The organism is Roseibium sp. Sym1 (assembly GCF_027359675.1).
Lineage (GTDB): Bacteria > Pseudomonadota > Alphaproteobacteria > Rhizobiales > Stappiaceae > Roseibium.
On sequence record NZ_CP114786.1, the window covers coordinates 4141808 to 4164855 of the forward strand.

The window sequence follows — 23048 nt, forward strand, 5'->3', positions numbered from 1 at the left end:
CTGTCAATTTCCAGATTTGTGTCTTTCTTTTTTCGTAGTTTTCATGAAAAGGCGGATGGTTCTACTATTGTGTTTAGTATTTGTTGAGGGCGAGCGGCAAAACTTGCACCGAGCGCCGCGCCTTAGGTGACGGTATACAAGAAACCGCTGGAGCGTTCTTCGTGTTGCAATTCATTCGGTTTTGGACCCGCCAGATCTTGAGACGTGTTTTCGTGCGTGCCACGCTTTTTGGCGTTTGCGGGCTGCTGGCATTCTCGCTGGTCCTGATCGGAATCGATTATTACGCACAGACGAGCAAGATCGGTGACCGGCTCGCGCGCACTGCGCATGACAATGCACTCCTGATCACAAATACCGCGGCGCGTGACATTGAAAACAAGAACTACGGAGAGCTCGAACGCATCCTGAATGCCGTCGCCGGAGACCGGTACATCGTCGCCGCCAAGGTCTACAGCCGCTTCGGCCGGGAATTTGCCAGCGACTTCACGTCCGCAGTGCCGTCGAGCGAAGTCGATTTCAACGAGGACGCACTGGTGGCGGCGCAGGAGGGCCGCTCGATACGCAAGGAAACCTCCGAGACGATCGAATACGTGCTGCCCGCCTTTCGGGGCGGTGAAGCCGTCGGCAGCGTGCTTGTGCGCATCTCCAAGCATGAGATGGCCGGCATCCTGCGCGAAAAAATCTTCCAGGTGACCATCGTGTTCGGGCTGTTGCTGCTCGCCTTCGTTCCGGTGCTCGCGCTGCTGATGTACCGGGCAACCGCCGGTGTCAGCCGGGTGACGGAGGCGGCGAACGAGGCTGCCGCCGGATACCTGGACTGCAACATGAAGTCCGACGCCCCGGGCGAAGTCGGAGAGCTGCAGACCGCGTTTCGGGAGATGGTGAACAACCTGCGCCAAAACATCCAGAAAATCGAGCATCTGGCCTATACGGACCGCATCACGGGACTGCCGAACCGGGCAAAACTGGACAATGTGGCCCTGTCGATGATCGATCTGCGTCCCGACAGTAGCGGTGGTGTTCTTTACATCGGCCTGGACCGCTTCAAGTTGATCAATGACATGCACGGCCACGCCGCCGGGGACGCATTGCTCAAGCGCATTTCCAGACGGCTGGCCCAATTCGTCGATCAAATGGCCGGTCCGATGACTTCGAGATCCCCCTGTGCCGCCAGGTTTTCCGGCGACGAATTCGTGGTCCTGCTGCCCGGCCTGGCCGATCCGGATGCGCTTGAGCGCCTTTCCGAGGCCGTCGTCGAGCATCTTGGTGGCGCGCTGCGCGTCGGCAGCCTGTCCCTTTCAGTGACGGTCAGTGTCGGTGTCGCCAGATGGCCGGACCACGGCAAGACCGCCGAGGAAGTGCTGCGCAATGCCAATATGGCCATGTATGAAGCCAAGGCCGGCGGACGGGCCCGGTCGGTTACCTACAACGACCGGATTCGGGCACGCATGACCGAGCGCGAACGGATACGCCACAGACTTGAAGATGCGCTTGCCAGCCGTTCCCTCTCGGTGCACTACCAGCCCAAGGTGGATCTTGCCTCGGGCAGGATCGCGGGTTCCGAAGCGTTGCTGCGCTGGAGCGATGACGAACTCGGTCAGGTGCCGCCGTCCAAATTCATCCCGGTCGCGGAAGAAAGCGGCATGATCGGGCCGATCGGTGAATTTGTTCTCGAGACCGCGCTGAATGACATGAAGGCCATCGCCGGCAGGGGGGCGGACGTTTCCGTCGCGGTCAATGTCGCGCCGGCTCAGCTGCAGTCGTCCGACTTTTGCGACCGTACCCTGGGCATCCTGAAGGACAGCGGATTTCCGCTGGACAAGCTTGAGCTGGAAGTGACGGAATCCAGCCTTGTCAACTACTCCCAGAACCTGCTCGACCAGATCATGCCGATCAAGAACAAAGGCGTGAAATTCGCGATCGACGATTTCGGTACGGGCTATTCATCGTTGCACAGCCTGGCCAGCATGCCGTTCGACACGCTCAAGATCGACCGCTCCTTCATCACGGAAATCGGCAACAGCGAGGACCGGCGCACCATCGTCGAGCTGATCCTGATGATGGCCCGGCAACTCAACATGAACACCGTTTCGGAAGGTGTCGAGACCAGGTTGCAGATGGAGTACATTCACATGTGGGGCGGCACCCTGGGGCAGGGGTTCCTGTGGAGCCCCGCCGTGCCTTATGCCGCGTTTTCAGAAATGGTGTTCGAAGAAGCCGAGCGCGTTTCGGAAAAGAGCGGCAGAGCCGCCTCCTGATGCCCGTTGCGGGCGATATCCGGAACGACCACAGCCTAGAGCATGTCGCGTTTATTTGAGTTCATTTGACCGAGACAATTTTGGTCACCGGCGAGTCGGTTTGCGCGCCGTGGTGCCGCCCACCACAAGGGCAAGCCAACGACGCAGGTGGCCAAAATTGTCCGGCCCATTCTAGGGCCAACGTCAAGAGTTTCGCACCTATCCGGGTGGCGCGAAACGGCCCATCGTCAGCGTTGCGCCACTTGCCCGATGCATTGCATCGCGCTGCGCGACGCGCCTTGCCGAGTGAACCGTTTTGCGCCATCAAATGAACCCAAATAATCGCGACATGCTCTAGAGGCCGCGGTCAGCTATTTCTTTTCGACTGAACGGCTGATTTCCGTGATGATGCCAAAGGCCACGGCAGCCATGATCTTGAGAAGGCCGCTGTCGATCGCCTGTTCCCTGGTCATGTTTCCCAGAAACAGGCCGGGGCGAGGTTCGACGATGGCGCCGACGGCGACGCCTATCGCGAGGGCAACCTGAATGCAGCCAAGGAAAAACACCACACCAGCGATAAGGGTTCCCAATTTTGTAAAGGGCATTGCGAAGTCTCTCGATATCACCTGTCGAGTATTCAGGTTATCTTTGGTTATTGTTATCGCAAGTATAAATCCCAAATACCCTAAATATAGAAAATTTTAATCGAATTCGTTTCTGGATTTTTGAATGACGAACTTGGGCGCCTTGGGTAAAAACGAATGTATTTTCAGATCTTTGTGCCGGTTTTTGAAAGTCTTAGTGAGATCAACAACATCGGAACTGTTTGATGATCCGGACATCGTGCCGGACCGGCCCGCGATACCACCCGGTCCCGGTTGCTCCGGCAAGTGCCGTGGCCGTGCTAGGAGAGGTAATCCGGCAGGTCTGCAGCGCTGTCCAGGACGACATCGGCAAGCGGTTCCAGGTCGGCCCGTCCGCTGGTGCCGGTCAGGACACCAACACGGAGCCCGGCACCGGCGGCCCGCGCCATTTCCAGATCATGGGTGTTGTCGCCGATGACGCAAATTTCTGAAGGCGGCAAGCCGGTTGCCTCGCAAAAGGCGCGGACCATGCCCGGTTCCGGCTTGGGACCATAGCCGGTATCATAGCCGGTGACGAAGGCCATGCGGTCGGCGAGGCCGGCACCGGCCAGGAACGCCCGGATGGCGGCTTCGCTGTCGCTGCTGGCAACACCCAGGGTGAAGCCGCTTGAATGAAGGCTCTCGATGGCATTGGGGATGCCGGGCAGGGTGGCGGCGTCGTGCATCCGGCCGACAAATGTCCGGTCAAGTTCCGCCGTCAGGGTCACCGGATCAAAGGCGGCGCCAAGGACGATCCACGCTTCGGCGATCTCGGCGGAATTTCCGGCGGCAAGCAGTGAGCCGGCAGCCGATGTGCCGGTGGCCAGGTCCATGCCGGTTCGGGCCAGGAACGCGTTCGCCTTTTCCTGATCGCCAGCGGCGGCAAACAGGGCCATCGAACGGTAGGCTGGTGTCCAGGTGGCGTCGAAGTCGAGCAGGGTGCCGTCCTTGTCGAAGAGAACAGCCTTGATTATACGCGCCATGAATGTCCCTGCGGTCTTGGAGAGCGGTCCGGTAAAGCGCCTTCCTGACCGGAGAACAGTGTGCTGTCAAGTGCACTGAGTGCAGATGGGCGGCCTGGCGGGCCGCCCACTTTCATCTTGTCCCGGGGGATGCTCAGCCCGGAATATCCTGACCGGGCCGCCGGGCTCCGGGTGCCGGTGTCGCTGGACGGACCGGTCAGAGTTTTTCCGCAGCCGTTGTGCGGATCTTGTCCCAGTTGGCCGCCGCCTTGGCGATGGTGCCCGCTTCGTCCTTCTGGAACTCCCGGAAAATGTCCTCGTTCAGGAACAGGTACAGCTTGTCGTCGATCACGGCCGCATATTGCGGATCGCCGTCGAACTTCTTGCCGACGGAGACGCCGAAGGTGCAGAAACCGCCATTTTGGGGTAGGTAGGCCGCCGGGTCTGCGCTGAACGCTTCCATGGCCTCCTGCGAGGCAAAATAATAGGCGACCCCGTCATGGACGGCGGTGTGCCGGGCGGAGCCGTCGACGCGGTTGCCAAGGTCCACGAAAGCAACCGGATCGATGCCGTGCAGGCCGAGCGGTGCCCCGGCTGCGGTCAGGCCGCTGGACGTGTTGTATTCGTCGGCCGCGAAGGCGGGGGCGCTCATGGCGGTGGTTGCCAGGAGAGCGGCGGCAACGAGGGTGCGGGTCAGGTTCATATGGATTGCTCCTCAGTGTTTCTGGAATGAAAGCCGATGGTTTGTCCAACGGCCGAGATCACTCTGCGTCCGATCCGGCGCTGCCTCCATGTGCGATAGCCCGCCTGAATTTGCCGATCGTCCGGACCGGCGCGCAAAAAGAAACACCGGCCAAGGCCGGTGTTTCAAAGGTCCGCTGCTGGGGGAGACGCACGAGGCGCCCCGGTCGCGTTCAAGCCGCCTGTGCTTCCCGCACCGTCGGCTTTTGAAGGGAGACAACGGTCAGGACGGCCAGCGCGTTGGCGAGGTAATAGGCGAAATCCAGTCCGGACAGGCCGAGCACGAACGGGGCGGCCAGGAAGGTGAGGCCGACCAGGAAATCCACGCCAAGGTGAAAGGAATAGGGCAGCACGCGGACAAGGCCGGTGTCATGATCGGTCAGGACCGTCAGCACCAACGCGGCGAAGCCGGTGCATACGGACAGCCACAGGGCAATCGGATTGGTCTGGCCGAGGCCGAGCAGCACCGGCAGAACGATCAGCCCGAGGGCGACGGGATAGTCCAGGTAGGAATGCATGGTCTTGGTAACGAAGCGCAGGGTCATGTTTCTACTCCTTGAAGGCAGGGATGCGAGGCAATTGCCTCTCGAGCAGAAAGATGTTTCGGCTACTTCGTTTGATCCATGCACGAAAGTCCCCGAAAATTGACCGATCGTCCGGGAGGCTTGTCATGTATGCGAAATGACGGACAATCGGCCTTTCAGAGCCTGAATGACGGAAAAGCATGAAACACGATGCCCTGAGCCAGATCCTGGACGCCCTGAAACTGCGTGGCTCGATCTATTTTCACACCAGCTTTTCCCCGCCCTGGGCGGTCGAGGTGCCGGCCTTCGGCCGTGTCGCCCGGTTCCACATGGCCATGCGCGGCTCCTGCTGGCTGATGGTTGAAGGGCGCGAGAAACCCGTCTTTCTTTCGACGGGCGATCTGGCGGTCATTCCCCATGGCGCCGCGCATGTCCTGTGCGACGAACTCGGGCGGGAGGCGACCTCGGTCGACCGCGTGCTGGAATTGAGCGGCTATAGCGGCGAGGGGGCGCTCTATTTCGGCGGCCCGGAGCAGGACCAGAGCTGCAAGCTGTTCTGTGGCCATTTCGAGTTCGAGGAAGGCTCGGTGCATCCGATCCTCGAGGCATTGCCGGATGTTATCCATGTGCCGAACACCCAGACGCTGAACGCCCACTGGCTCGAAGCGGTCATGCGTTTCGTGGCAAGCGAAGTGCGTGCGACCCTGCCGGGGTCCGACGCGATCGTCCACCGGCTGACCGAAATCATCTTCATCCAGGTCGTGCGGACCTTTGTCGACCAGGAGGGTGACAGGGCAGGCTGCCTCGCGGCCGTGCTCAACCCGAAGCTCGGGCGCAGCATGTCCCGGATCCATCTTGCCCCGGAAAAGCCCTGGACCGTGGAGGCGCTTGCCAGGGAGGCGGGCATGTCACGTACGGTCTTCGCGGAGAGGTTTACCGACCTCGTCGGCATGACGCCGCTGGCCTATGTCACCCACTGGCGCATGGAGAAGGCGCGGCGCGATCTTCGCGAGACAGATCTGCCGCTGATCGATATCGCCGAGACCATCGGCTACAGCTCGGAAGCCGCGTTCAACCGGGCCTTCAAGCGGCAGTTCAACCTGACGCCGGGCCAGATGCGGCGCGGCGGCGGCTACGCCCCGGCCGGGTAGAGCGCAGCGCGGCGGCAGAAGGGAAGGGTTCTTCCAAACCCGCCGCACCAGTGCCTGTGTCAGGAGGTCCTCAGGTGCGTCCAGCGCACGATCAGGGCGGCAATCACCATCTCGATCCAGGCGAGTGGTAGGGCGGTCAGAACCACCGGCACGGTTGCCAGGTTCATGTTGTAGAGCCCGAGCCACAGGATCACGAAGACAGTCGCCCAGATCAGGGTTCCGGCGGCGATTGCCACTCCAATCGTATTGCCGAACCGCTCCAGCATCAGCCAGGAGAGGAAGGTCGCTGCCAGGATCAGCACTGTGTCCCAGAGCCCCCAGATCAGAAACACCGGCAGTGTCATCGGCGCGACATCGGGCAGGGTGGGCAGGGCTTCGCGCATCATCGGCATGACGAAGGCGAAGTACCGAAACACTTCCGAGGCATTGATCCAGAGGAAATTGTAGCCGAGCGCGGGGCCCAGGGCCTGAAGGGACAGACCAGGCATTGCGCAGGTGTGGTCGAGCGTCATTTGAGCTGTCTTTCCAGGGTGGCGAGGAAGGTTTCAACGGCCGCGCGGAGCGTGTCCGCCGAGGACGTCACGCGGGAGAGGGACCAGAGCCCGGTGGCAAACACCAGCAAGGTCTCGGCGAGATGGGCGATGTCGCCGGGACCGAGAGTCGAGGTCCCGGCACGGCTGTTTTCAAGCGCATTGAGGAATCCGGACCGCAGCCGGTTGTTGTGTTGTTCGACCTTGTCCAGAACCGCGCTGTCGTGAGGCGCGACCTCGGTGGCCGAATTGGCGACAAGGCAACCGGGACCCGGCAGGCCGGTTGTTTCGGCGCGTGCGATCTGTTGCTCGAAATAGGCGGCAACTTCTTTCAAGCGGGCGCCGGGCTGTTCGACCCGCGTGAATGCCGGGCTGACCACTTCTGACTGATAACGCTCGAAACAGGCCAGGAACAGCGCGTGTTTGCCGCCGAAATCCGAATAGATCCCATGCCGGCTGACCCCGGTCGCCTTGACCAGGTCGTCCATCGAGGTGGCGTGGTAGCCGGCCTGCCAGAATAGCGGCAGGGCTTTTCGGGCAAGGGTGTCAGGCGTGTGGGTTCTGGGACGGGGCATTCTGATTTTTTAACAGAATGTTTGTTCTGCTACAAGATGCCGTCGATCGACGGGACCGGACGCCAACGAAGCCCATCGGTCTTCAGGGAAACCCTGCTTTCTTAAAAGGGTGCAATCTGGTATCCTTCCTGGATTGTTTTGCAACTTTTGATAATTTGTTCGGTTGAATTGAGACGCAAATGATAGGCGCTGCTCTTGTTCGGGTGGATCGTTTCAACGGCTTCACCCTGGTTTGCCCAATCGTCCCCCATGGCGGGGTTCCGGACATTCTCCAGACCAGCCAGGACGCTCACCGATCGTTAAAAATCGGGATCGGCGCATTCCGCAATGTCCAGCAGTCCAAAGATCAGATGACCGGCCGCGGGCAGGACGCGGACGGCGGCGGCCGCGCCGCTACGGACCTTGGTGCCTTATCGGCTGAAATCAAACAGCAAATTTCAAGATGACCATTTAACGGGGAGGTCAGACAATGGCAGATATTTTGAACCCGGACATCGTGGAGGCAGCTTCGGCACGTTATTTTGCGCATGATTCAGCGTGCGACAAGGGCGACGAGCTGCTCAGATACGTCAACAGGCTGGTCCAGCTCGGCCGGCCGGATCTGGCGGCCGAACTTGTCCAAAAATCAGGGGAAGGGCGACAAGCCGAAACGTTTGCGCTGGAACGCGTCATCGGCCAAAGCGAACTGCTGGCCGTGGCCTTTTTCAGCCGGGGGCTGGTCGCCGCCCGTGCCGTCGGCAGGATCGTCATCAAGGACAGTCTCGGTGCAACGCGCGGCTATGGAACCGGGTTCATGATCTCGCCCCGGCTGATGATGACCAACAACCATGTTCTTGGCTCCGAAACCACCGCGGCCTCGAGCCTGATCGAGTTCGACTATGCGCTTGGTCTCGACGGCAAGCCGATGCCGCCGGTTCGTTTCCGGCTCGACCCGGGCCTGTTTTTCGTCACCAGCGAACCGCTGGATTTCACTATCACCGCCGTGCAGCCGGTCAATCAGGAAGGTGATCAGGTCAAGGACCGGGGCTGGATCCATCTGATCGCCGACAGCGGCAAGGCGGTGGTCGGCGAACCGATCAACATCATTCAGCACCCGCGGGGCGAGCGCCAGCAAATTGCCTTTCGCGGCAACACCGTTGAACGCACGGACGGCGACTTTCTGATCTATGCAACCGACACAATGCAAGGCTCGTCCGGATCGCCGGCCCTCAACGACCAGTGGCAGCTTGCCGCGCTTCACCACGCCGGTGTTCCGGACAAGGATGGGATGGGCAACTGGCTGCGCAAGGACGGCAAAATCTACAGGCGCGGCTTGGACGATCCAGACACGGTGAACTGGATTGCCAATGAAGGCGTGCGGATCAGCCGGATCGTTTCCTACCTCAATGGTCTGGCGCTTCCCGGTCCGCGCCGGGACTTTTTCGAAGAGGCCTTCGAACCTGCGCCCGTGATGGACCTGTTCAGGCGCGATGTCGAACTGGGTGCCCGTGAGAGCGGCGCGGCAGGCGGTGCTCCACCGGTTCCCGGCAATGCGAATGTTGATGCGGACGGCGTCGCCCGGTGGACCTTCCAGCTCAGCTTTGGTCCGGTCCCGGGCCATGCTCCCTCACAAGCTCCAGCGGCCGTGCCGGCACAGCCGGCGATGGTGGTCGAGCGGCCGGACGATGCGGCGGATGCCGGTTCGGGCGCATCCACCGCAGTGGAAAGCGTGTTCGAGCCGCGGGGCGACTATTACGACGCCTCCAAAGACCAGGCGGCGGCTGCCGCCTATTATGCAGGGCTGGATGATGGGCTTACCAAATCCAAGCGCTACGCCGCGCTGAGGGACCTGTTGCAACGAACGCATGCAAGGGTGTTCGGCTATTCGGAGGCGCGCCACAAACAGCTCTATCCCTGGATTGACCGGCATGAGGACCAGTCGCTGAAATCGGTTTATTCCGGCGACACCATGGCGGAAGAACTGTTCGTCGCGGAAATCAGAGAGTTCCAGGCGGCGGTCGAGCGGGCAACGATCCTCGAAAGCATCAGCTCCAGCAGTCTGGAGGAATTGATCGCGCGCGAAGAGGATGCGCTCGAGGCGAGCGGGCCGTTCAACTGCGAACATGTGGTGCCTCAATCCTGGTTCGCCGGCGCGGCGGAAACCAAGGCGCAAAAGTCTGATCTTCATCACCTTTTCACCTGCGAGGGCGGCTGCAATTCCTTCAGGTCCAACATTCCGTACGCGGACTTCACACCGGAAGAGGAGGCGGCCATTCGGGCGGCTGAAGTGACGCCGGTCGAAGCGCTGCTGGATCCGACCAAGGAGGCGGCAAGACCGCAATGTGGCTTGCGCGACGGTCGCCGCTTCGAACCGACAGCCGGCAAGGGGGCCGTGGCACGGGCCACGCTCTATTTCCTGCTTCGTTATCCGGGCATCGTCGGCGACATCAAAACCGGTTCGAAAAGAGAACTGGTGAAGTCGAATGTCGGCTTTCTGCTGGATTGGGCTGAGGCGGAACCGCCGTCGCGCTACGAAAAGCACCGAAATGCGGAGATCGCCAAGGTGCAAGGCAACCGCAATCCGCTGATCGACCGCCCCGACTGGCTGCGGAAGATCGCCTTTGAGGACGGATTTGGATAACGGCACCCCGGCTTGCGCACCTTCCGGCCGGGACGGAGGTCGCGGGAGACGGACCAACAGAAAAGGGCGGCCCGAAAGCCGCCCTTTGTGTCTTCAGAATAGGTCGACCGATCAGCCGATGATGCCGTTGAGCGTGGCGCTCGGGCGCATGACGGCGTCGACCTTGTCCTGCGGGGCGTGGTAGTAGCCGCCGGTGTCGGCCGGGCTGCCCTGAACGCCGTTCAGTTCGGAGACGATGGCCGCTTCGTTTGCCGCGAGTGCCTCGGCGACCGGCGTGAAATGCGCCTTCAGGTCCGCGTCCCGGTCCTGGGCGGCGAGAGCCTCGGCCCAGTAGAGCGCGATGTAGAAATGGCTGCCGCGGTTGTCGAGGCCGCCGACTTTACGCGCCGGGGACTTGTCGTTGTCGAGCAGCTTGCCGATGGCGATGTCGAGGGCGTCGGCCAGCACCTGCGCCTTGGCGTTGCCCTTGACGTTGGCCAGGTGCTCCAGCGACGCACCCAGGGCGCAGAATTCACCGAGCGAATCCCAGCGCAGGTAGTTTTCCTCCTGCAGCTGCTGCACGTGCTTCGGGGCGGAGCCGCCGGCGCCGGTCTCGAACAGGCCGCCGCCATTCATCAGCGGCACGATGGACAGCATCTTGGCCGAGGTGCCGACTTCCAGGATCGGGTAGAGATCGGTCAGGTAGTCGCGCAGCACGTTGCCGGTGATCGAGATGGTGTCCTCGCCGCGGGCGATACGCTCGGTGGTGTACCGGGCGGCCTCGGTCGGTGCCATGATCTTCAGATCGAGGCCCGACGTGTCGTGGTCCGGCAGGTAGGCATTGACCTTCCTGATCAGCTCCGCGTCATGGGCGCGGGTCTCGTCCAGCCAGAAAACGCCGGGCATGCCGGACAGGCGGCAGCGGGTGACGCCGAGCTTGACCCAGTCGCGGATCGGCGCGTCCTTGGTGCGGCAGGCGCGCCAGATGTCGCCCTCCTCGACCTCGTGCTCGATCAAGGTGGTGCCGGCGGCATCGACGACGCGGATGGTGCCGTCGGCAGGCGCCTTGAAGGTCTGCGGGTGGGAACCGTATTCCTCGGCCTTCTGGGCCATCAGGCCGACATTCGGCACTGTGCCCATCTTGGCGGGGTCAAGTGCGCCGTTCTCGCGGCAATGGTCGATCACCGCGGAATAGACGCCGGCATAGGAGCTGTCCGGGATCACGCATTTGGTGTCGGCTTCCTTGCCGTCCGGGCCCCAGCCCTTGCCGCCCGCGCGGATCAGGGCGGGCATGGAGGCGTCGATGATGACGTCGGAGGAGACATGCAGGTTGGTGATGCCCTTGTCGGAGTTCACCATGTACATGGCCGGGCCGTTGTCGAGCGCGGCCTTGATGTCGGCCTGGATTTCGGCGGCCTTGTCGGCCGGCAGCGTCGCGACCTTGGCTTCCAGGTCGCCGATGCCGAGATCCGGGTTGACGCCGAGCTCCTTGAAGGTCGCGCCGTGCTTGGCGAAGACATCCTTCAGGAACGCCTTGACGCAATGACCGAAGATGATCGGGTCGGAGACCTTCATCATGGTGGCCTTCATGTGCAGGGAGAACAGGACGCCCTGGTTCTTGGCGTCCTGGATTTCCTGTTCCAGGAAATCCGCCAATGCGCGCACGCTCATGTAGGTGCCGTCGATGACGTCACCGTCTTCCAGCTGCCAGTCGCCTTTCAGCACGGTGGTCGCACCGTCCTTGCCGACGAACTCGATCTTCGCGGTGCCGGCGGAAGCGGCGGCAACGGTCACGGATTTTTCGTTGGCGAAGAAGTCGCTCTCGCCCATGGTGGCGACATGGGTCTTGGAGGAGGGCAGCCATTCACCCATGCGGTGCGGGTTCTTCCTGGCATATTCCTTGACGGCCTTGGGCGCGCGGCGGTCGGAATTGCCCTCGCGCAGCACCGGGTTCACGGCCGAGCCCTTGATGGCGTCGTATTTCGCCTTGACGGTCTTTTCCTCGTCGGTGGCGGGATCGGACGGATAGTCGGGCAATTGATAGCCCTGGGCCTGCAGTTCCTTGATGGCGGCGTTCAGCTGCGGCTGCGAGGCGGAAATGTTCGGCAGCTTGATCACATTGGCGTCGGGCTGCTTGACCATCTCGCCGAGCACGGCAAGGTCGTCGGACTGCTTCTGGGCGTCGGTCAGGTATTCCGGGAAATTCGCCAGGATACGTCCGGCCAGGGAGATGTCCTTGGTGCCGATGGTAAGGCCCGCCGCCTTGGAGAAGGAGCGGATGATCGGCAGGAACGACGCGCTTGCCAGCTCCGGCGCCTCGTCGACCTTGGTGTAGATGATATCGGCCATGACTGTCCCATTTCCTGAGGTTGAACTGTGGTCGATCGGACCCTGCATTTCCGCCGGTCCGGACAAATTCCGACATGCGTATACAATTGTACGCAATCAATTGAAAGCCCTCCGGAAGGCGAAGGCCGGAGTGTTCGGGGGAGTTCTAGCAAACGGGCTGGAAAAGGCAATTACGCCTGTCAGATTGAAGCTATCTGGTTTCTCCAGGCCTTCGCATGGGTCCTGATGGTTTGCATTAAATCTTCGGGCGTGGACTTGAGGAGTGACGGATCAAGAAGATAGTCATTCGGCTGTCCCAGGCGAGCTGATTTTTCGGCCTTCGGGTTGTTCTGATTTTGATCGGAGAGCGTGTCTGCTTTTGTTCGCTGGATGCGGATCATTGTTTTGCCCCAAAGCTTGTACGAGGAAATATCCCCCACCTCGTTCCAGGGAAGAGGTTCCTTTGAAGACCTGAAATGGAAAAGCCCTCCCGGACCAATCCGGAGGGAATATTTTTCTGGCGACAGGATCTTGTTGATGCACTTTCTGAGTTCCCATCCAGCCGTCACGGCAAAGATTGCATACACCAGAAATAACAAGCCGAGATTCTCTTGGGTCACCAACGGATACATCACGACCAGTGTCATGATGAGCCAGAACGCGAAAAATGCAGCGCCGAAATACGCGCGGCCAAGCTTCGGTCTGATCTGAAGTGTTGTCTCAAAATCCATAGTATCTTGCACCAAATCTGGTCGTCGATTTGCTGTTGGTGGCCTGGCCACAGCGCCTCATTGCAGAGGCTAACTCCACTCTTCGGCTGCAGGTGCGCCATATGCCCGCGCATAGGCTTTTGTGACCTGCATCAGCTTACGATGGGAGCCGGTCAGATTAGACGCGAGTATTGCGACGTCTCCGAGACCCCGGAACTTTCTGTAGCGGCGAAACCACCGATGGGAGCCGCGCAGCTTGGGCAGAGTTTCCTCTTCGACAAACAATACGATGTAATGCAATTGACCTCTGTTGACCGAGCGCGTTCGTTTCACGATCCGGCGCATTTGCTGCCACGGCACCGGTTTTGTCATACAGCGTTTGTCGAAAATGCCATCCGGCCCGATTTCAACAGGTGGGCGGTTCAGACGTGTGAACCTGAACAGATGGAATATGAACATGCTGCCGAAAACGCAGAGAAAAAACACCGGGAAAAGAAGATCGACATGGGCACCGTGCTCCTTCCATGAATCGACTATCAAGAAAACAGCGAAGCATGTCGCAAGAGCCCCAAACACCAAATAATAAAGTGTCTTGCCTGTGGAGTAGTGTATTTCGGTCGTCCTGGATGTTTCTACGACGTCTGGCGGTGATGTGAAAAACAACTTGGACCTAAATTTGGTTGAACAGGATATGAAAGTATCTTTTAGCCACTCACCTTCCAGAAATCCACCGCTCCCTCCGGCAGCCACTTTAGCACCCGGTCCAGTTCCCGTTCGTCGATCGACGACCGCCTCAGCGCCGGCGCGATGTCCTCGATGGCACTTCACCGATCTCATCTGCCGTCAGCCGCAATTGGCGCAGTCGGACGATCAGGTTCCGCCAACCAGCCATATATATGCATTGGAGCAGGTCCTGGGTGCGCTGGAGCGGGCGATCAGCCCGGAAGGACCGTGCTCGCGAAACCGCTTCAGCCATTTGTAGACCGTGCGTACGGAAATCCCCAACGCAGCTGCAATCGAAGGCGCCTTCTCGCCGTTCTGATAGCGCTAAACGATTTGTTCTCGACTGTAAAAAACACGTCCGGGCATTCTGATGTGGGTTGTTCATTCCATCGATCCTGAAGCTGATTAGGTTTGGTCACCAACCAGTCTCAGATCTTCAATGAGAGTGAACAACCTCTTTGGAGTCCACACCTAGCTCTCGGTGGAAATTTCATTCAAGAAAGGTTTTCATTGCCAGCGGATTGACGAATATGAACGATACCGGCTCGGTCAGCTTTCTCACCCTGGACACACCCATAGCATGAACAGTCTCCTTCAAAAAATTGACGCCGCGCGACTGGCATGCGGCTTCCTGACAGTCGAAGCCATGATGGAGGTGCTGGACGGCAACCATGTGCTGGACCCGTTTTCGACGCTTGTGTCGGCCGGAGTGGCGTTCGGCAAGGGCAACATTCTTTATCCGGGCGTGACCCTCAAGACGTCCGGTTCCGCCAATTTGACGTTTGCAGACAACAACACGCTCCATGCGGGCTGTCTGTTCGAGGCGTCACTTGGCGATATCCTGGTCGGAAGCGGCAATTGCTTCGGCGAAGGCGGGTTTACCGCGAAGGCAAATCGCGCCGGAGCGCGGATCCGGATCGGAAATTCCGGGCGGTATCTGAACAATCCCGGTGTCTTTGGCGAAACAACCCTTGGCGACGGCTGCCAGCTGCTCGGCGGCATCACCGTCGACAGCTGCACTCTGGAGGGGGGCGGATCCTATGAGGAGCCGGATCCGGATTTAAGAGGCGGCCTGCTGAAAGGTCGTGGCCTTGCGCGCAACCTGACGGTTCCAAAAGGCAAAGTCATCGCGGGTGAAGGTGGGTTCGTGCAGGCTGATCTGCTGCCTCAGAGTCATTTTCACCCCAAGACCTGATCAGTCAACGCATCGGATCTGTGACCTGATGGCTTGCCCGCGATATCCGTTCAGCCTCATGTCAGGGTCTCCCAAAAATCCACTGCTCCCTCCGGCAACCCGGCCAGCACCCGGTCCAGTTCCCGTTCATCGATCGACGACCGCCTCAGTGCCGCCGCGACATCCGCGATGGCGCTGTCCGGGGCCATGTTGTGGTCGCGGCGGATGGATTTCACTTCCCTGACCAGTGCCGCCCGGTCCGGAAAGGGCGGCGGGCTGTCCGACACCGTCCAGTCCTCGACGAAGATCGCGCGGGTCACCGCCGGCAGGATATTGGCGAACTCCAGCGCCTGCCGGGTGGTCAGGTGCGCGCGGAAGGTGTGCAGGACGGCGCGCAGGGTGTGATAGGCCTGGTGGCGGGTCTGCAGCATGCAGGTGTCGCGCACGTCCTGAATGAAGGCGTCAAAATCCTTCGAGGCATGAAAATAGGTCTGTGGCATCGGCATGGCGGACCCCTGAAGGATCGAGAAACGCGTGCAGTGTGGGGTGGTTTGCCGACCTTGTCACCCGGGTCCTGGAAAGGTGCGTCATACACTGTCCGCACGCAGGATTTCCCGTCGAACCAGCTTCCCATTTCTGCAAAGACCGGCTACATCCCCGGCTCATGAGCAAGAACGCACATATCAGAGATGAAGCCCGGGCGGTGAGTGCCCGGCCGCCGGCGGTGATCCTGTGCGAGCCGCAGCTGGGCGAGAACATCGGCACTGCGGCGCGGGCGATGGCGAATTTCGGTCTGGTTGATCTCAGGATCGTCAATCCGCGCGACGGCTGGCCGAGCGAGAAGGCGCGCGCAGCCGCCAGCCGCGCCGACCATGTCATCGACAAGGTGCAGGTCTTCGACAGCGTCGAGGCCGCGATCGCCGACCTGCAATTCGTGTTCGCCACCACGGCGCGCTCGCGCGAGGTGCCCAAGCCGGTCCGCGGGCCGGACGAGGCAGCGAAGAAGTCCGTCGAACTCGGCGAAAAGGGCGCGGCAACAGGGTACCTGTTCGGCCGCGAGCGCTGGGGCCTCAACAACGAGGAAGTGGCGCTGGCCGACGAGATCGTCACCCTGCCGGTGGATCCGGACTTCGCATCGCTCAACATCGCCCAGGCGGTTCTGGTCTGCGCCTATGAATGGCGCAAGACGGCAACGTCAGGGGCGCTGCCCTTCATCCTGTCGGAAGAAACGCATCCGCCGGCCAAGAAGGACGACATGCTGCGTTTCTTCGAGCATCTGGAAGGCGCGCTCGACAAGGCGACCTTCTTCCGCCCGCCGGAGCGGCGCCCTCACATGGTGCGCACCCTGCGCAACATCTTCCAGAAGGCGGAACTGACCGACCAGGAAGTGCGCGCCCTGCGCGGCGTCGTCGCGTCGCTGGAAAAACGCGAAACCCGTCCGCGCAAGGACAAGGGCGAGGGCGGCGAAGACTGATCTTCGGGATTGCCCGGGGATTTCAGGCCTGTTTCAAGTCACCTCTCCCTTGGGGGAGAGGTCGGACCGCAGGTCCGGGTGAGGGGACAAACCTCTCAAGGATACGGAAGTGTTTGATCCCTCACCCTAACCCTCTCCCGATCGGAGACGGGACTGTCCGTGGCCGGACTTGAAATTGTTGCTGGACCTGGTCAGTCCTGGTGGGAGAAGCGAATGGCAGGCATGGCGGATAGCGGACCGGTTCTTTTCTTCGATTCCGGTCTCGGCGGGCTGACGGTCCTGCGCGAGGCGCGCTACCTGCTGCCTTACGAACATTTCCTTTATGTTGCCGACGATGCCGCCTTTCCGATCGGCCGCTGGCCGGAAGCCGAGCTGACCGACCGGATCCTCGTTCTTTTTGAAGAGCTGATCAGGGAGCACAGGCCGAAGGCTGTTGTCATTGCCTGCAACACGGCCTTCACCCTGGCGGGCGATGCCCTGCGCAAGGCCCATCCGCAGGTGTCCTTTGTCGGCACGGTGCCGGCGATCAAGCCGGCGGCGGAACGGACTTCTTCCGGGCTGATCTCCGTGCTGGCGACGCCGGGCACGGTGCGGCGGGCCTATACCAAGAGCCTGATCGACAGTTTCGCCGGCCAGTGCCACGTGCGCCTTGTCGGCTCCGACAAACTGGCGGACCTCGCCGAGCGTCACCTGCGCGGCGAAGCCGTCGCGGACGCGGATCTGCTGGCTGAAATCTCCGACTGCTTCCTGGAGCGGGAGGGCCGGCGGACCGACATTGTCGTCCTGGCCTGCACCCATTATCCATTCCTGGCCAACCGGTTCCGCAAGATCGCGCCCTGGCCGGTCGACTGGCTCGACCCGGCGGAGGCGATCGCCCGGCAATTGGTGCGGGTCCTTGGCGACAAGGCTGTCACTGTTCCGTCGGACCACCCGCCGGACCGGGCCGAGTTCACGTCCAACCCGCAAGATCCGGCACTGGTGCGGCTGCTGGCCGGGTTCGGACTGGTGCTGGATTGAAGGTTGGGAATTCTTCGGAAACGCCCACCCACGGCGTCATATTGAGAGACTGGCTCGAAAGTGATCTAGGGTCAGGACCCATTAAATTGAGTGAAATGGTAGGGATGAATTTGTTCGGATACGAGGCGCAAAGCTGAAGGAAACCGTCCGGTTTCCAATGATTTGCAACGACGTTGCCGGGCAAATTCACCCTATCCCGGAGGGACGCAAAAACGGCATTGATCTGCTGCGTCAAACCGCTCAACCGGGCAGGAAGCCCGCTTTTCGCGCTTTTCCTTGCAGCTCGTCGCCGTTTGTTACGCCATTTCGTTCAAATTAATGAGTCCTGACCCTAGGACGCAGTTTTCATCGTTCCTGGCACGAACCCGTCGCTTCCCGGTTCTCATCCCCGCGAAAGCGGGGACCCAGTAACCTCATGAATCCGCTATAAATTCGGATCCAACCTCACGGAGTCCTGATTTCCCGCTTTCGCGGGAATGACAAATGTGAGTGAAACAGTCGCCCCGGCCATCACTTTCGGGCCAGACACTGAGGAGGGGGCAAAGGCCCGTTTCGAAGGGTCTGCTGCGAGTTCAGGACCAAGTGACCCGTCCTTCGAGACGGACCTGACGGTCCTCCTCAGGATGACGCTGAATGTTAGGCTGTTCCAGGCTGTAGTGACAAATTAACGACCGGTATCGTTGGGGGCAGGAGCATCCCTGAAGGCGTTGGAAATGCTCGAAAGTGCTCAGGCCGCCAGGCACTTCACCGCGAGGCCGTCGTCGGAGCGTTTGGCGGCGCGTTTCAGTTCCATGATCTCGTGGTTCAGCGCGTCGGGATGCAGCGTCGTTCCCTTGGGCAGGCTGAGAATCGAAATCGAACATTGCAGCAGCGGGAACTGCCGCGTGGTGCCGAACCGGTCCTGGGCCTCGATGTAGCCGCGCTCCCGGTGATCGGGTTCGTAGAAGCTCTCCACATCGAGCCGGAAGGCACGTTTCAAGGCAAGCATGCGCGCGGCGACATCGGTCTGGTCGGTGTTCTGGAAGCCGACGAAGAAGTCGTCTCCGCCGATATGGCCGTGAAACGTGCCTGATCCCGAAATGTGACGCTGCAGCAATTCGCCGAACAGGATGATCGCCCGGTCGCCCTGGCGGTAGCCATAGGTATCGTTGAACGGCTTGAAATTGTCGAAATCGAGGTAACACAGGTGCCGGTCATGGGCACCTTTGCGTGCCGATTCGGCGATGAAACGCGCGATGGCGCCGTTGCCGGGCAGCCGTGTCAGAGGATTCTGGTCCTGGGCTTCCTGCAGGCGCTTCTCGTGGATGATCTTCAGCAGCGACGTTGCCGAGAGGAACCCCGCATAGCGGAAATTCTCCGTGATGATGATGCCGTCCGAATTGATCGAGGAGGCAAAGGTCACCAGCAGCATGTCGGCGTTCGAATCGATGTCGGCGATCGGGCAGGCGCGCACGAAGGAGCGCAGCGGGAAGTCGAGCGCCGCCTTGGCGTCCTCGTCATCCGGTCCGCCGGCATAGAGATAGGCTTTCAGGTCGCGCTCGTGGATCAGGCCGCGCGGTTCGTTATTGTCGTCCAGAACCGGGACAACGCTGGCGTCCTGGTTGTGGACCACCATGTCGAGCAGCTGGTTCATGGAGGCGTCGAACTTGATCGTCGGCAGCTTGATCAGTTCGTTGCGGATCCTGTCCTGTTCCTCGCGGCGTTTCCTGCCCAGACCCGGTGCGCGCACGTGATCGTAGAACAGCTTGGCCCCGGAGGCCTCCTGGAAGGGTTTGGCGACGAAATAACCCTGGATCAGGTCGCAGCCGGCCTCGCGGCAAGCCTTGAATTCCTGTTCCGTTTCGACCCCCTCGGCAATGACCCTCGCACCCAGGACGTGGGCGAGGTTGGCGACGGTGGTCACAAACAGCTTGCGCCTGGCGTCGGTGTCGATGCCGTTCAGGAAGAACCGGTCGATCTTGACGTAGTCGGGCGACATGTCGTGCAGAAGCCGCAATTCCGACGAGCCTCGACCGAAATCGTCAAGGGCGATCAGGAAGCCGATCTGGCGCAGGTCGTTGACGGCATGGTGCGTGACATCGGTGAAGGTCTGCTGGTGCCGTTCCGAGAATTCGAGGCATACCTGATTGATCTGCAGGCCCGCTTCGCTCACCAGGTCCGCAAGACGCATGCGCGGATCGTCCTCCAGCCCGAGGTCGCGGCCGTCCAGCTTGAAATAGAGTTTGGTGCCCTGGGCGATCTTCAGGCTCGCGAACCGTTTCAGCGCCTTGGCGACAAGGCGTGCCTCCAGCTGCGGCAGGTATCCGCCCGCATGGGCGTCATCGATCAGGTCATCCACGGTCGGGGCGCCGGCCAGGTCGCAATTGCGGATCTGCGCCTCGTAGCCGTAGACGACACCGGTGCCGATGTCGACCACCGGCTGGAGCGCATAGTCGAGGGCTGCAAGGACGTCTTTCGGCGCACGACAGAGCAAACCGGAGCTGTCCGGGTCGGTCTGCAGGGCTGATTGACTATTCGCTGACATGCTCGATCCTATTGCCAGGGTCCGGCGACTTGACTTCCAAATGTGTGATGGGTCCCAACGGTGCTGCCGTACTGATACTTTTCTCTAGGTTGTATCGGCGATTGCATAGTGAAAAGCTGCAATTAACATTTCCTAAATGTATGCATTGTTTTCCGCATTTTGTGTACGTTACGTCATCAATTATGACGTCAAATTCCGATTTATCCGTTAAGAACGCCGGGTTGTCCGACAAAATCGGCAAAATTGTGCGGTTTCCGGCGAACAATCCGGTGCCGGCATTGACAATCTCCGGCCCTGCCTGTACATCCGCGCGGTCCGGTGGGCAAAGGCCTCCCGGATCTACGCACCCGTGGGCATCCGGCCGGCGCCGTCTAGCTGGATCCCTGTCGATCCGATCTTTCCGTGAAAACGGGTTGTGACGATAAAGGAGGGCGCGTTTCCTTTTAAAAAACAACGCGAATTCAAAGGAAACCGCGATATGTCGAAGCGCCATAGCGTTAAGTACAAACTCGATCGCCGGATGGGTGAAAACATCTGGGGTCGTCCGAAGAGCCCGGCCAACAAGCGTGAATACGGCCCGGGTCAGCACGGCCAGCGCCGCAAGGGCAAGCTGTCCGACTTCGGTGTTCAGCTCCGCGCAAAGCAGAAGCTGAAAGGCTACTACGGCAACATTTCCGAAAAGCAGTTCCGCAAGGTCTATGCCGAAGCGTCCCGCCAGAAGGGTGATACCTCGGAAAACCTGATCGGCCTGCTGGAGCGTCGCCTGGACGCGGTTGTCTACCGCGCCAAGTTCGTTCCGACCGTGTTTGCGGCCCGCCAGTTCATCAACCACGGCCACATCAAGGTCAACGGCAAGCGCGTCAACATCCCGAGCTACCAGTTGCGTCCGGGTGACGTGATCGAAGTTCGCGAGAAGTCCAAGCAGCTCGCCCTGGTTCTGGAAGCTGTCCAGTCCGCAGAACGCGACGTGCCGGACTATGTCGATGCCGACCACAACAAGATGACGGCCACCTACAGCCGCATCCCGGGTTTCTCCGATGTACCCTACCCGGTGCAGATGGAACCGAACCTGGTCATCGAATTCTATTCGCGCTAATCCGCGACGAATACGGTTTGAAGGGAAGGGCCCGCCACTCGGCGGGCCCTTTCTTTTTGAGGTCGGGACGGCGAGGTGAGCGTGTCCTGATCCGCGATCAAAATGTCAGCCTTCGTAATCCTCGTCCGACACCTTCTCCAACCAGGTGACCGGTGAGCCGTCGATGCTTTCCTGAATGGCTATATGGCTCATGACCGTGTCCGGCGAGGCGCCATGCCAGTGTTTTTCACCCGCCGGGAACCAGACGATATCGCCTTGCGAGATCTCCTCGACGGGTCCGCCTTCACGCTGGACGCGTCCGCGGCCGAACGTGACGATCAGCGTCTGACCGGCCGGATGGGTGTGCCATGCCGTCCTTGCACCGGGTTCGAAAGTCACATGAGCGCCGCTCGTACGGCCGGGGTCTTCCGCCTGAAACAGCGGGTCGATGCGCACCGTGCCGGTGAACCAGTCCTCCGGCCCCTTGCCGGACGGCGCCGTTCCGGAACGAATGATCTTCATGACAATCTCCCTTTCTTGACGAGCGACCGGCAGTCACTCGTGCAGTTTTTCAAATCGGTAGGTCAGCGCAGCCCCGCCCGGCTGGTTGTAGGCCAGTTCGGCGGTCACCATGGCGAAGGGCTCGACGAACCGCGCCGTGCGCAGCGGCCCGGCTTCCAGCGGCTCGAACCCGATCGCGGTGATGAGCTCCCTGGCGGCTGATTTCGCGCCTTCGTCATTGCCATAGGTCAGCACTTGCGGTGCAGGCGCGTCGCCCATTCTGGCATGGACCGGGAAGAAGGCTTCCGACGGGATCGTGTTGAAGCAGGCAACCCACCGGGCCTCGGGGCGCCTTGCCGCCAGTTGCTCGGCCCCGGACGTGGTCGTGCCGACAACGAGATTGGTGTTGCTGAGGTCCAGCGGGACGCAGCAATTGAGAATGACCACCCCGGCGAGATCGCCGGCCTGGTCCAGCACATCGTCGATGCGCGACCAGTGGACGGCCAGCAGCAACGCGTCCGCGTTTCGGACGGCGTCGGCAACCGAACCATGCTTCGCGCCGGCATCCCTGGCGAGCTTTTCGAGCTTGGCGGGGTTGCGGGAATAGGAAAAGGTCACCTCGTGTCCGCAGTGGGCCCAGAGCCGTCCGAGCCTGCTTCCCATGAGACCGGATCCCAAAATACCGATTTTCATGCCTTGATCCCGATAGCTGGTCGGCGGGCCAAACGTCCGCCGGATGGATGGTTACTGGCCGCGTTTCTCGAACACGTCCTTGGCGACCGGCAAAGCAGAGAACACGCGCGGCCATCCGGCGTAAAAGGCCAGGAGGGACAGCATCGCGCCGGCTTCCTCCCGGCTGAGGCCATTGTCCATGGCCTTGTTCAGGTGAAACGTCATCTGCTCGGGCTGGCCCGCCGCGATCAGGGCCGCCACCGTGATGAGACTGCGGTCCCGGGGCGCCAGGCCGGGGCGCAGCCACAGGTCAAGAAAGAGCAGTTCGCGGGTGGTGTCGACGACACCCCGGCTCACGTCTCCATAGGTGCCGCTCACGAAGGCTTCGCGGGCCGCCTCTGCTTCCTCGTTCAGGGGAAGAAGCTCCGGGTCGGCCGAAGGCAGGTCCTCAGGGGATACACCGTGCGCTTCGAAGACGGGGGCGGTTGCTTCCGCTGCCGCGGTGGCGTTGCCCCAGCCGGTGTAGAAGGCAAGATGGGTGATGGTTTCGGATATCTCCGCAGGCGTGAGGCCTGCCTGAAGCGCAAGCTCGGCATGGGCTCCGAGTGCCCCGGTTTCATGACGGGTCATCAGGGCCGCGAATGTCACAAGAGCCCGGTCCCGCCCGGACAATTCGCTTCCGGCCCAGACGGATCCGAACAGGTCGTCCCTGGAATAGGCTTTAAGTGCCGGCGCGACACGCCCGACCGCCTCCGGAAGCGTTGCGGAGAGATCTTGAGCGGCGGCGGCCGTCGAGAGGAGGGCGAGGGTGGTGGCGGCAACAAGCGTCTTCATTTCCGGTCTCCTGGTCTGAAGGCAAATACTACCGACACAATTGGAGGCTTGCGCCCAAAGCTTAATAGCCGCGT

General features: G+C 61.0%; 23 protein-coding genes. 8 read left to right on the plus strand and 15 right to left on the minus strand.

Annotated features, from left to right (window positions below; genetic code table 11):
- Window positions 1-197: 197 nt before the first annotated feature.
- Window positions 198-2258 carry a putative bifunctional diguanylate cyclase/phosphodiesterase gene (locus tag O6760_RS18775; RefSeq protein WP_269581240.1) on the plus strand — a complete coding sequence of 687 codons (2061 nt, stop codon included), beginning with the start codon at window positions 198-200 and terminating at the stop codon, window positions 2256-2258.
- A gap of 350 nt (window positions 2259-2608) precedes the next feature.
- On the opposite strand, the gene O6760_RS18780 is transcribed toward O6760_RS18775, so the two are convergent.
- The 4 genes from O6760_RS18780 to O6760_RS18795 all read right to left on the minus strand — a co-directional run bounded on the left by O6760_RS18780 (window position 2609) and on the right by O6760_RS18795 (window position 5108).
- Window positions 2609-2842 carry a hypothetical protein gene (locus tag O6760_RS18780; protein WP_269581241.1) on the minus strand — a complete coding sequence of 78 codons (234 nt, stop codon included), beginning with the start codon at window positions 2840-2842 and terminating at the stop codon, window positions 2609-2611.
- A 299-nt stretch (window positions 2843-3141) separates the two neighbouring features.
- Window positions 3142-3843 carry an HAD family hydrolase gene (locus O6760_RS18785; protein ID WP_269581242.1) on the minus strand — a complete coding sequence of 234 codons (702 nt, stop codon included), beginning with the start codon at window positions 3841-3843 and terminating at the stop codon, window positions 3142-3144.
- 196 nt (window positions 3844-4039) lie between these two features.
- Complete coding sequence (locus O6760_RS18790) at window positions 4040-4525, minus strand: YHS domain-containing (seleno)protein (RefSeq protein WP_269581243.1); 486 nt, start codon at window positions 4523-4525, stop codon at window positions 4040-4042.
- A 211-nt stretch (window positions 4526-4736) separates the two neighbouring features.
- Window positions 4737-5108: a hypothetical protein gene (locus tag O6760_RS18795; protein ID WP_269581244.1), complete on the minus strand. Its 372-nt coding sequence runs from the start codon at window positions 5106-5108 to the stop codon at window positions 4737-4739.
- Between the two features lie 179 nt (window positions 5109-5287).
- Here O6760_RS18795 and O6760_RS18800 point away from each other — a divergent pair, with 179 nt between their 5' ends.
- Window positions 5288-6238 (plus strand): AraC family transcriptional regulator, encoded by a 951-nt coding sequence (locus O6760_RS18800; RefSeq protein WP_269581245.1) that lies wholly within the window; start codon window positions 5288-5290, stop codon window positions 6236-6238.
- A gap of 59 nt (window positions 6239-6297) precedes the next feature.
- Here the strand turns inward: O6760_RS18800 and O6760_RS18805 are convergent, their stop codons facing one another.
- Window positions 6298-6750, minus strand: coding sequence for a hypothetical protein (locus tag O6760_RS18805; protein WP_269581246.1), 453 nt, complete (start codon window positions 6748-6750; stop codon window positions 6298-6300).
- On the minus strand, window positions 6747-7343 hold the full coding sequence (locus O6760_RS18810; RefSeq protein WP_269581247.1) for a TetR/AcrR family transcriptional regulator: 597 nt from the start codon (window positions 7341-7343) through the stop codon (window positions 6747-6749). Before O6760_RS18810 ends, O6760_RS18805 begins: the two co-directional genes overlap by 4 nt.
- Window positions 7344-7522: 179 nt before the next feature.
- Here O6760_RS18810 and O6760_RS18815 point away from each other — a divergent pair, with 179 nt between their 5' ends.
- Both O6760_RS18815 and O6760_RS18820 read left to right on the plus strand, forming a co-directional pair.
- Window positions 7523-7789, plus strand: a complete 267-nt coding sequence (locus tag O6760_RS18815; RefSeq protein ID WP_269581248.1) for a hypothetical protein — start codon at window positions 7523-7525, stop codon at window positions 7787-7789.
- A gap of 23 nt (window positions 7790-7812) precedes the next feature.
- Window positions 7813-9963, plus strand: a complete 2151-nt coding sequence (locus O6760_RS18820) for an endonuclease (RefSeq protein WP_269581249.1) — start codon at window positions 7813-7815, stop codon at window positions 9961-9963.
- A gap of 111 nt (window positions 9964-10074) precedes the next feature.
- Here the strand turns inward: O6760_RS18820 and O6760_RS18825 are convergent, their stop codons facing one another.
- The 4 genes from O6760_RS18825 to O6760_RS18840 all read right to left on the minus strand — a co-directional run bounded on the left by O6760_RS18825 (window position 10075) and on the right by O6760_RS18840 (window position 13985).
- Window positions 10075-12291, minus strand: a complete 2217-nt coding sequence (locus O6760_RS18825; protein WP_269581250.1) for an NADP-dependent isocitrate dehydrogenase — start codon at window positions 12289-12291, stop codon at window positions 10075-10077.
- 179 nt (window positions 12292-12470) lie between these two features.
- The gene (locus tag O6760_RS18830; protein ID WP_269581251.1) at window positions 12471-13001 is read right to left on the minus strand and encodes a hypothetical protein; all 531 of its coding nucleotides are present in this window, start codon (window positions 12999-13001) and stop codon (window positions 12471-12473) included.
- Between the two features lie 69 nt (window positions 13002-13070).
- On the minus strand, window positions 13071-13520 hold the full coding sequence (locus O6760_RS18835) for a hypothetical protein (protein ID WP_269581252.1): 450 nt from the start codon (window positions 13518-13520) through the stop codon (window positions 13071-13073).
- Window positions 13521-13850: 330 nt separating this feature from the next.
- Entirely contained in the window at window positions 13851-13985 is a 135-nt protein-coding gene (locus O6760_RS18840; RefSeq protein ID WP_442969807.1) for a helix-turn-helix domain-containing protein, read from the minus strand.
- Between the two features lie 298 nt (window positions 13986-14283).
- Here O6760_RS18840 and O6760_RS18845 point away from each other — a divergent pair, with 298 nt between their 5' ends.
- Entirely contained in the window at window positions 14284-14898 is a 615-nt protein-coding gene (locus tag O6760_RS18845) for an AraC family transcriptional regulator (RefSeq protein WP_269581253.1), read from the plus strand.
- A 56-nt stretch (window positions 14899-14954) separates the two neighbouring features.
- Here the strand turns inward: O6760_RS18845 and O6760_RS18850 are convergent, their stop codons facing one another.
- Window positions 14955-15383 carry a DUF2267 domain-containing protein gene (locus O6760_RS18850; protein WP_269581254.1) on the minus strand — a complete coding sequence of 143 codons (429 nt, stop codon included), beginning with the start codon at window positions 15381-15383 and terminating at the stop codon, window positions 14955-14957.
- Window positions 15384-15541: 158 nt separating this feature from the next.
- On the opposite strand from O6760_RS18850, the gene O6760_RS18855 reads away from it, so the two are divergent.
- Complete coding sequence (locus tag O6760_RS18855) at window positions 15542-16351, plus strand: RNA methyltransferase (RefSeq protein ID WP_269581255.1); 810 nt, start codon at window positions 15542-15544, stop codon at window positions 16349-16351.
- 222 nt (window positions 16352-16573) lie between these two features.
- Window positions 16574-17368: a glutamate racemase gene (gene murI / locus O6760_RS18860; RefSeq protein ID WP_269586306.1), complete on the plus strand. Its 795-nt coding sequence runs from the start codon at window positions 16574-16576 to the stop codon at window positions 17366-17368.
- A gap of 727 nt (window positions 17369-18095) precedes the next feature.
- On the opposite strand, the gene O6760_RS18865 is transcribed toward murI, so the two are convergent.
- Complete coding sequence (locus O6760_RS18865) at window positions 18096-19892, minus strand: EAL domain-containing protein (RefSeq protein WP_269581256.1); 1797 nt, start codon at window positions 19890-19892, stop codon at window positions 18096-18098.
- A 478-nt stretch (window positions 19893-20370) separates the two neighbouring features.
- Here O6760_RS18865 and rpsD point away from each other — a divergent pair, with 478 nt between their 5' ends.
- A complete protein-coding gene (gene rpsD, locus O6760_RS18870) occupies window positions 20371-20988 on the plus strand; it encodes a 30S ribosomal protein S4 (RefSeq protein ID WP_269581257.1) in 618 nt (205 codons plus the stop codon).
- 105 nt (window positions 20989-21093) lie between these two features.
- On the opposite strand, the gene O6760_RS18875 is transcribed toward rpsD, so the two are convergent.
- Genes O6760_RS18875 through O6760_RS18885 form a run of 3 tightly spaced genes read right to left on the minus strand, consistent with a single transcriptional unit; the run spans window position 21094 to window position 22974 of the window.
- A complete protein-coding gene (locus tag O6760_RS18875; RefSeq protein ID WP_269581258.1) occupies window positions 21094-21489 on the minus strand; it encodes a (R)-mandelonitrile lyase in 396 nt (131 codons plus the stop codon).
- A gap of 33 nt (window positions 21490-21522) precedes the next feature.
- Complete coding sequence (locus O6760_RS18880; protein ID WP_269581259.1) at window positions 21523-22161, minus strand: NADPH-dependent F420 reductase; 639 nt, start codon at window positions 22159-22161, stop codon at window positions 21523-21525.
- A 51-nt stretch (window positions 22162-22212) separates the two neighbouring features.
- On the minus strand, window positions 22213-22974 hold the full coding sequence (locus O6760_RS18885; RefSeq protein ID WP_269581260.1) for a carboxymuconolactone decarboxylase family protein: 762 nt from the start codon (window positions 22972-22974) through the stop codon (window positions 22213-22215).
- Window positions 22975-23048: the final 74 nt, after the last annotated feature.

Excerpts from the sequence above, each read along its gene's own strand:
- O6760_RS18780 (WP_269581241.1), bottom strand. The coding sequence starts at position 2,842 with ATGCCCTTTACAAAATTGGGAACCCTTATCGCTGGTGTGGTGTTTTTC.
- O6760_RS18785 (WP_269581242.1), bottom strand. The coding sequence starts at position 3,843 with ATGGCGCGTATAATCAAGGCTGTTCTCTTCGACAAGGACGGCACCCTG.
- O6760_RS18790 (WP_269581243.1), bottom strand. The coding sequence starts at position 4,525 with ATGAACCTGACCCGCACCCTCGTTGCCGCCGCTCTCCTGGCAACCACC.
- O6760_RS18795 (WP_269581244.1), bottom strand. The coding sequence starts at position 5,108 with ATGACCCTGCGCTTCGTTACCAAGACCATGCATTCCTACCTGGACTAT.
- O6760_RS18800 (WP_269581245.1), top strand. The coding sequence starts at position 5,288 with ATGAAACACGATGCCCTGAGCCAGATCCTGGACGCCCTGAAACTGCGT.
- O6760_RS18805 (WP_269581246.1), bottom strand. The coding sequence starts at position 6,750 with ATGACGCTCGACCACACCTGCGCAATGCCTGGTCTGTCCCTTCAGGCC.
- O6760_RS18810 (WP_269581247.1), bottom strand. The coding sequence starts at position 7,343 with ATGCCCCGTCCCAGAACCCACACGCCTGACACCCTTGCCCGAAAAGCC.
- O6760_RS18815 (WP_269581248.1), top strand. The coding sequence starts at position 7,523 with ATGATAGGCGCTGCTCTTGTTCGGGTGGATCGTTTCAACGGCTTCACC.
- O6760_RS18820 (WP_269581249.1), top strand. The coding sequence starts at position 7,813 with ATGGCAGATATTTTGAACCCGGACATCGTGGAGGCAGCTTCGGCACGT.
- O6760_RS18825 (WP_269581250.1), bottom strand. The coding sequence starts at position 12,291 with ATGGCCGATATCATCTACACCAAGGTCGACGAGGCGCCGGAGCTGGCA.
- O6760_RS18830 (WP_269581251.1), bottom strand. The coding sequence starts at position 13,001 with ATGGATTTTGAGACAACACTTCAGATCAGACCGAAGCTTGGCCGCGCG.
- O6760_RS18845 (WP_269581253.1), top strand. The coding sequence starts at position 14,284 with ATGAACAGTCTCCTTCAAAAAATTGACGCCGCGCGACTGGCATGCGGC.
- O6760_RS18850 (WP_269581254.1), bottom strand. The coding sequence starts at position 15,383 with ATGCCGATGCCACAGACCTATTTTCATGCCTCGAAGGATTTTGACGCC.
- O6760_RS18855 (WP_269581255.1), top strand. The coding sequence starts at position 15,542 with ATGAGCAAGAACGCACATATCAGAGATGAAGCCCGGGCGGTGAGTGCC.
- murI (WP_269586306.1), top strand. The coding sequence starts at position 16,574 with ATGGCGGATAGCGGACCGGTTCTTTTCTTCGATTCCGGTCTCGGCGGG.
- O6760_RS18865 (WP_269581256.1), bottom strand. The coding sequence starts at position 19,892 with ATGTCAGCGAATAGTCAATCAGCCCTGCAGACCGACCCGGACAGCTCC.
- rpsD (WP_269581257.1), top strand. The coding sequence starts at position 20,371 with ATGTCGAAGCGCCATAGCGTTAAGTACAAACTCGATCGCCGGATGGGT.
- O6760_RS18875 (WP_269581258.1), bottom strand. The coding sequence starts at position 21,489 with ATGAAGATCATTCGTTCCGGAACGGCGCCGTCCGGCAAGGGGCCGGAG.
- O6760_RS18880 (WP_269581259.1), bottom strand. The coding sequence starts at position 22,161 with ATGAAAATCGGTATTTTGGGATCCGGTCTCATGGGAAGCAGGCTCGGA.
- O6760_RS18885 (WP_269581260.1), bottom strand. The coding sequence starts at position 22,974 with ATGAAGACGCTTGTTGCCGCCACCACCCTCGCCCTCCTCTCGACGGCC.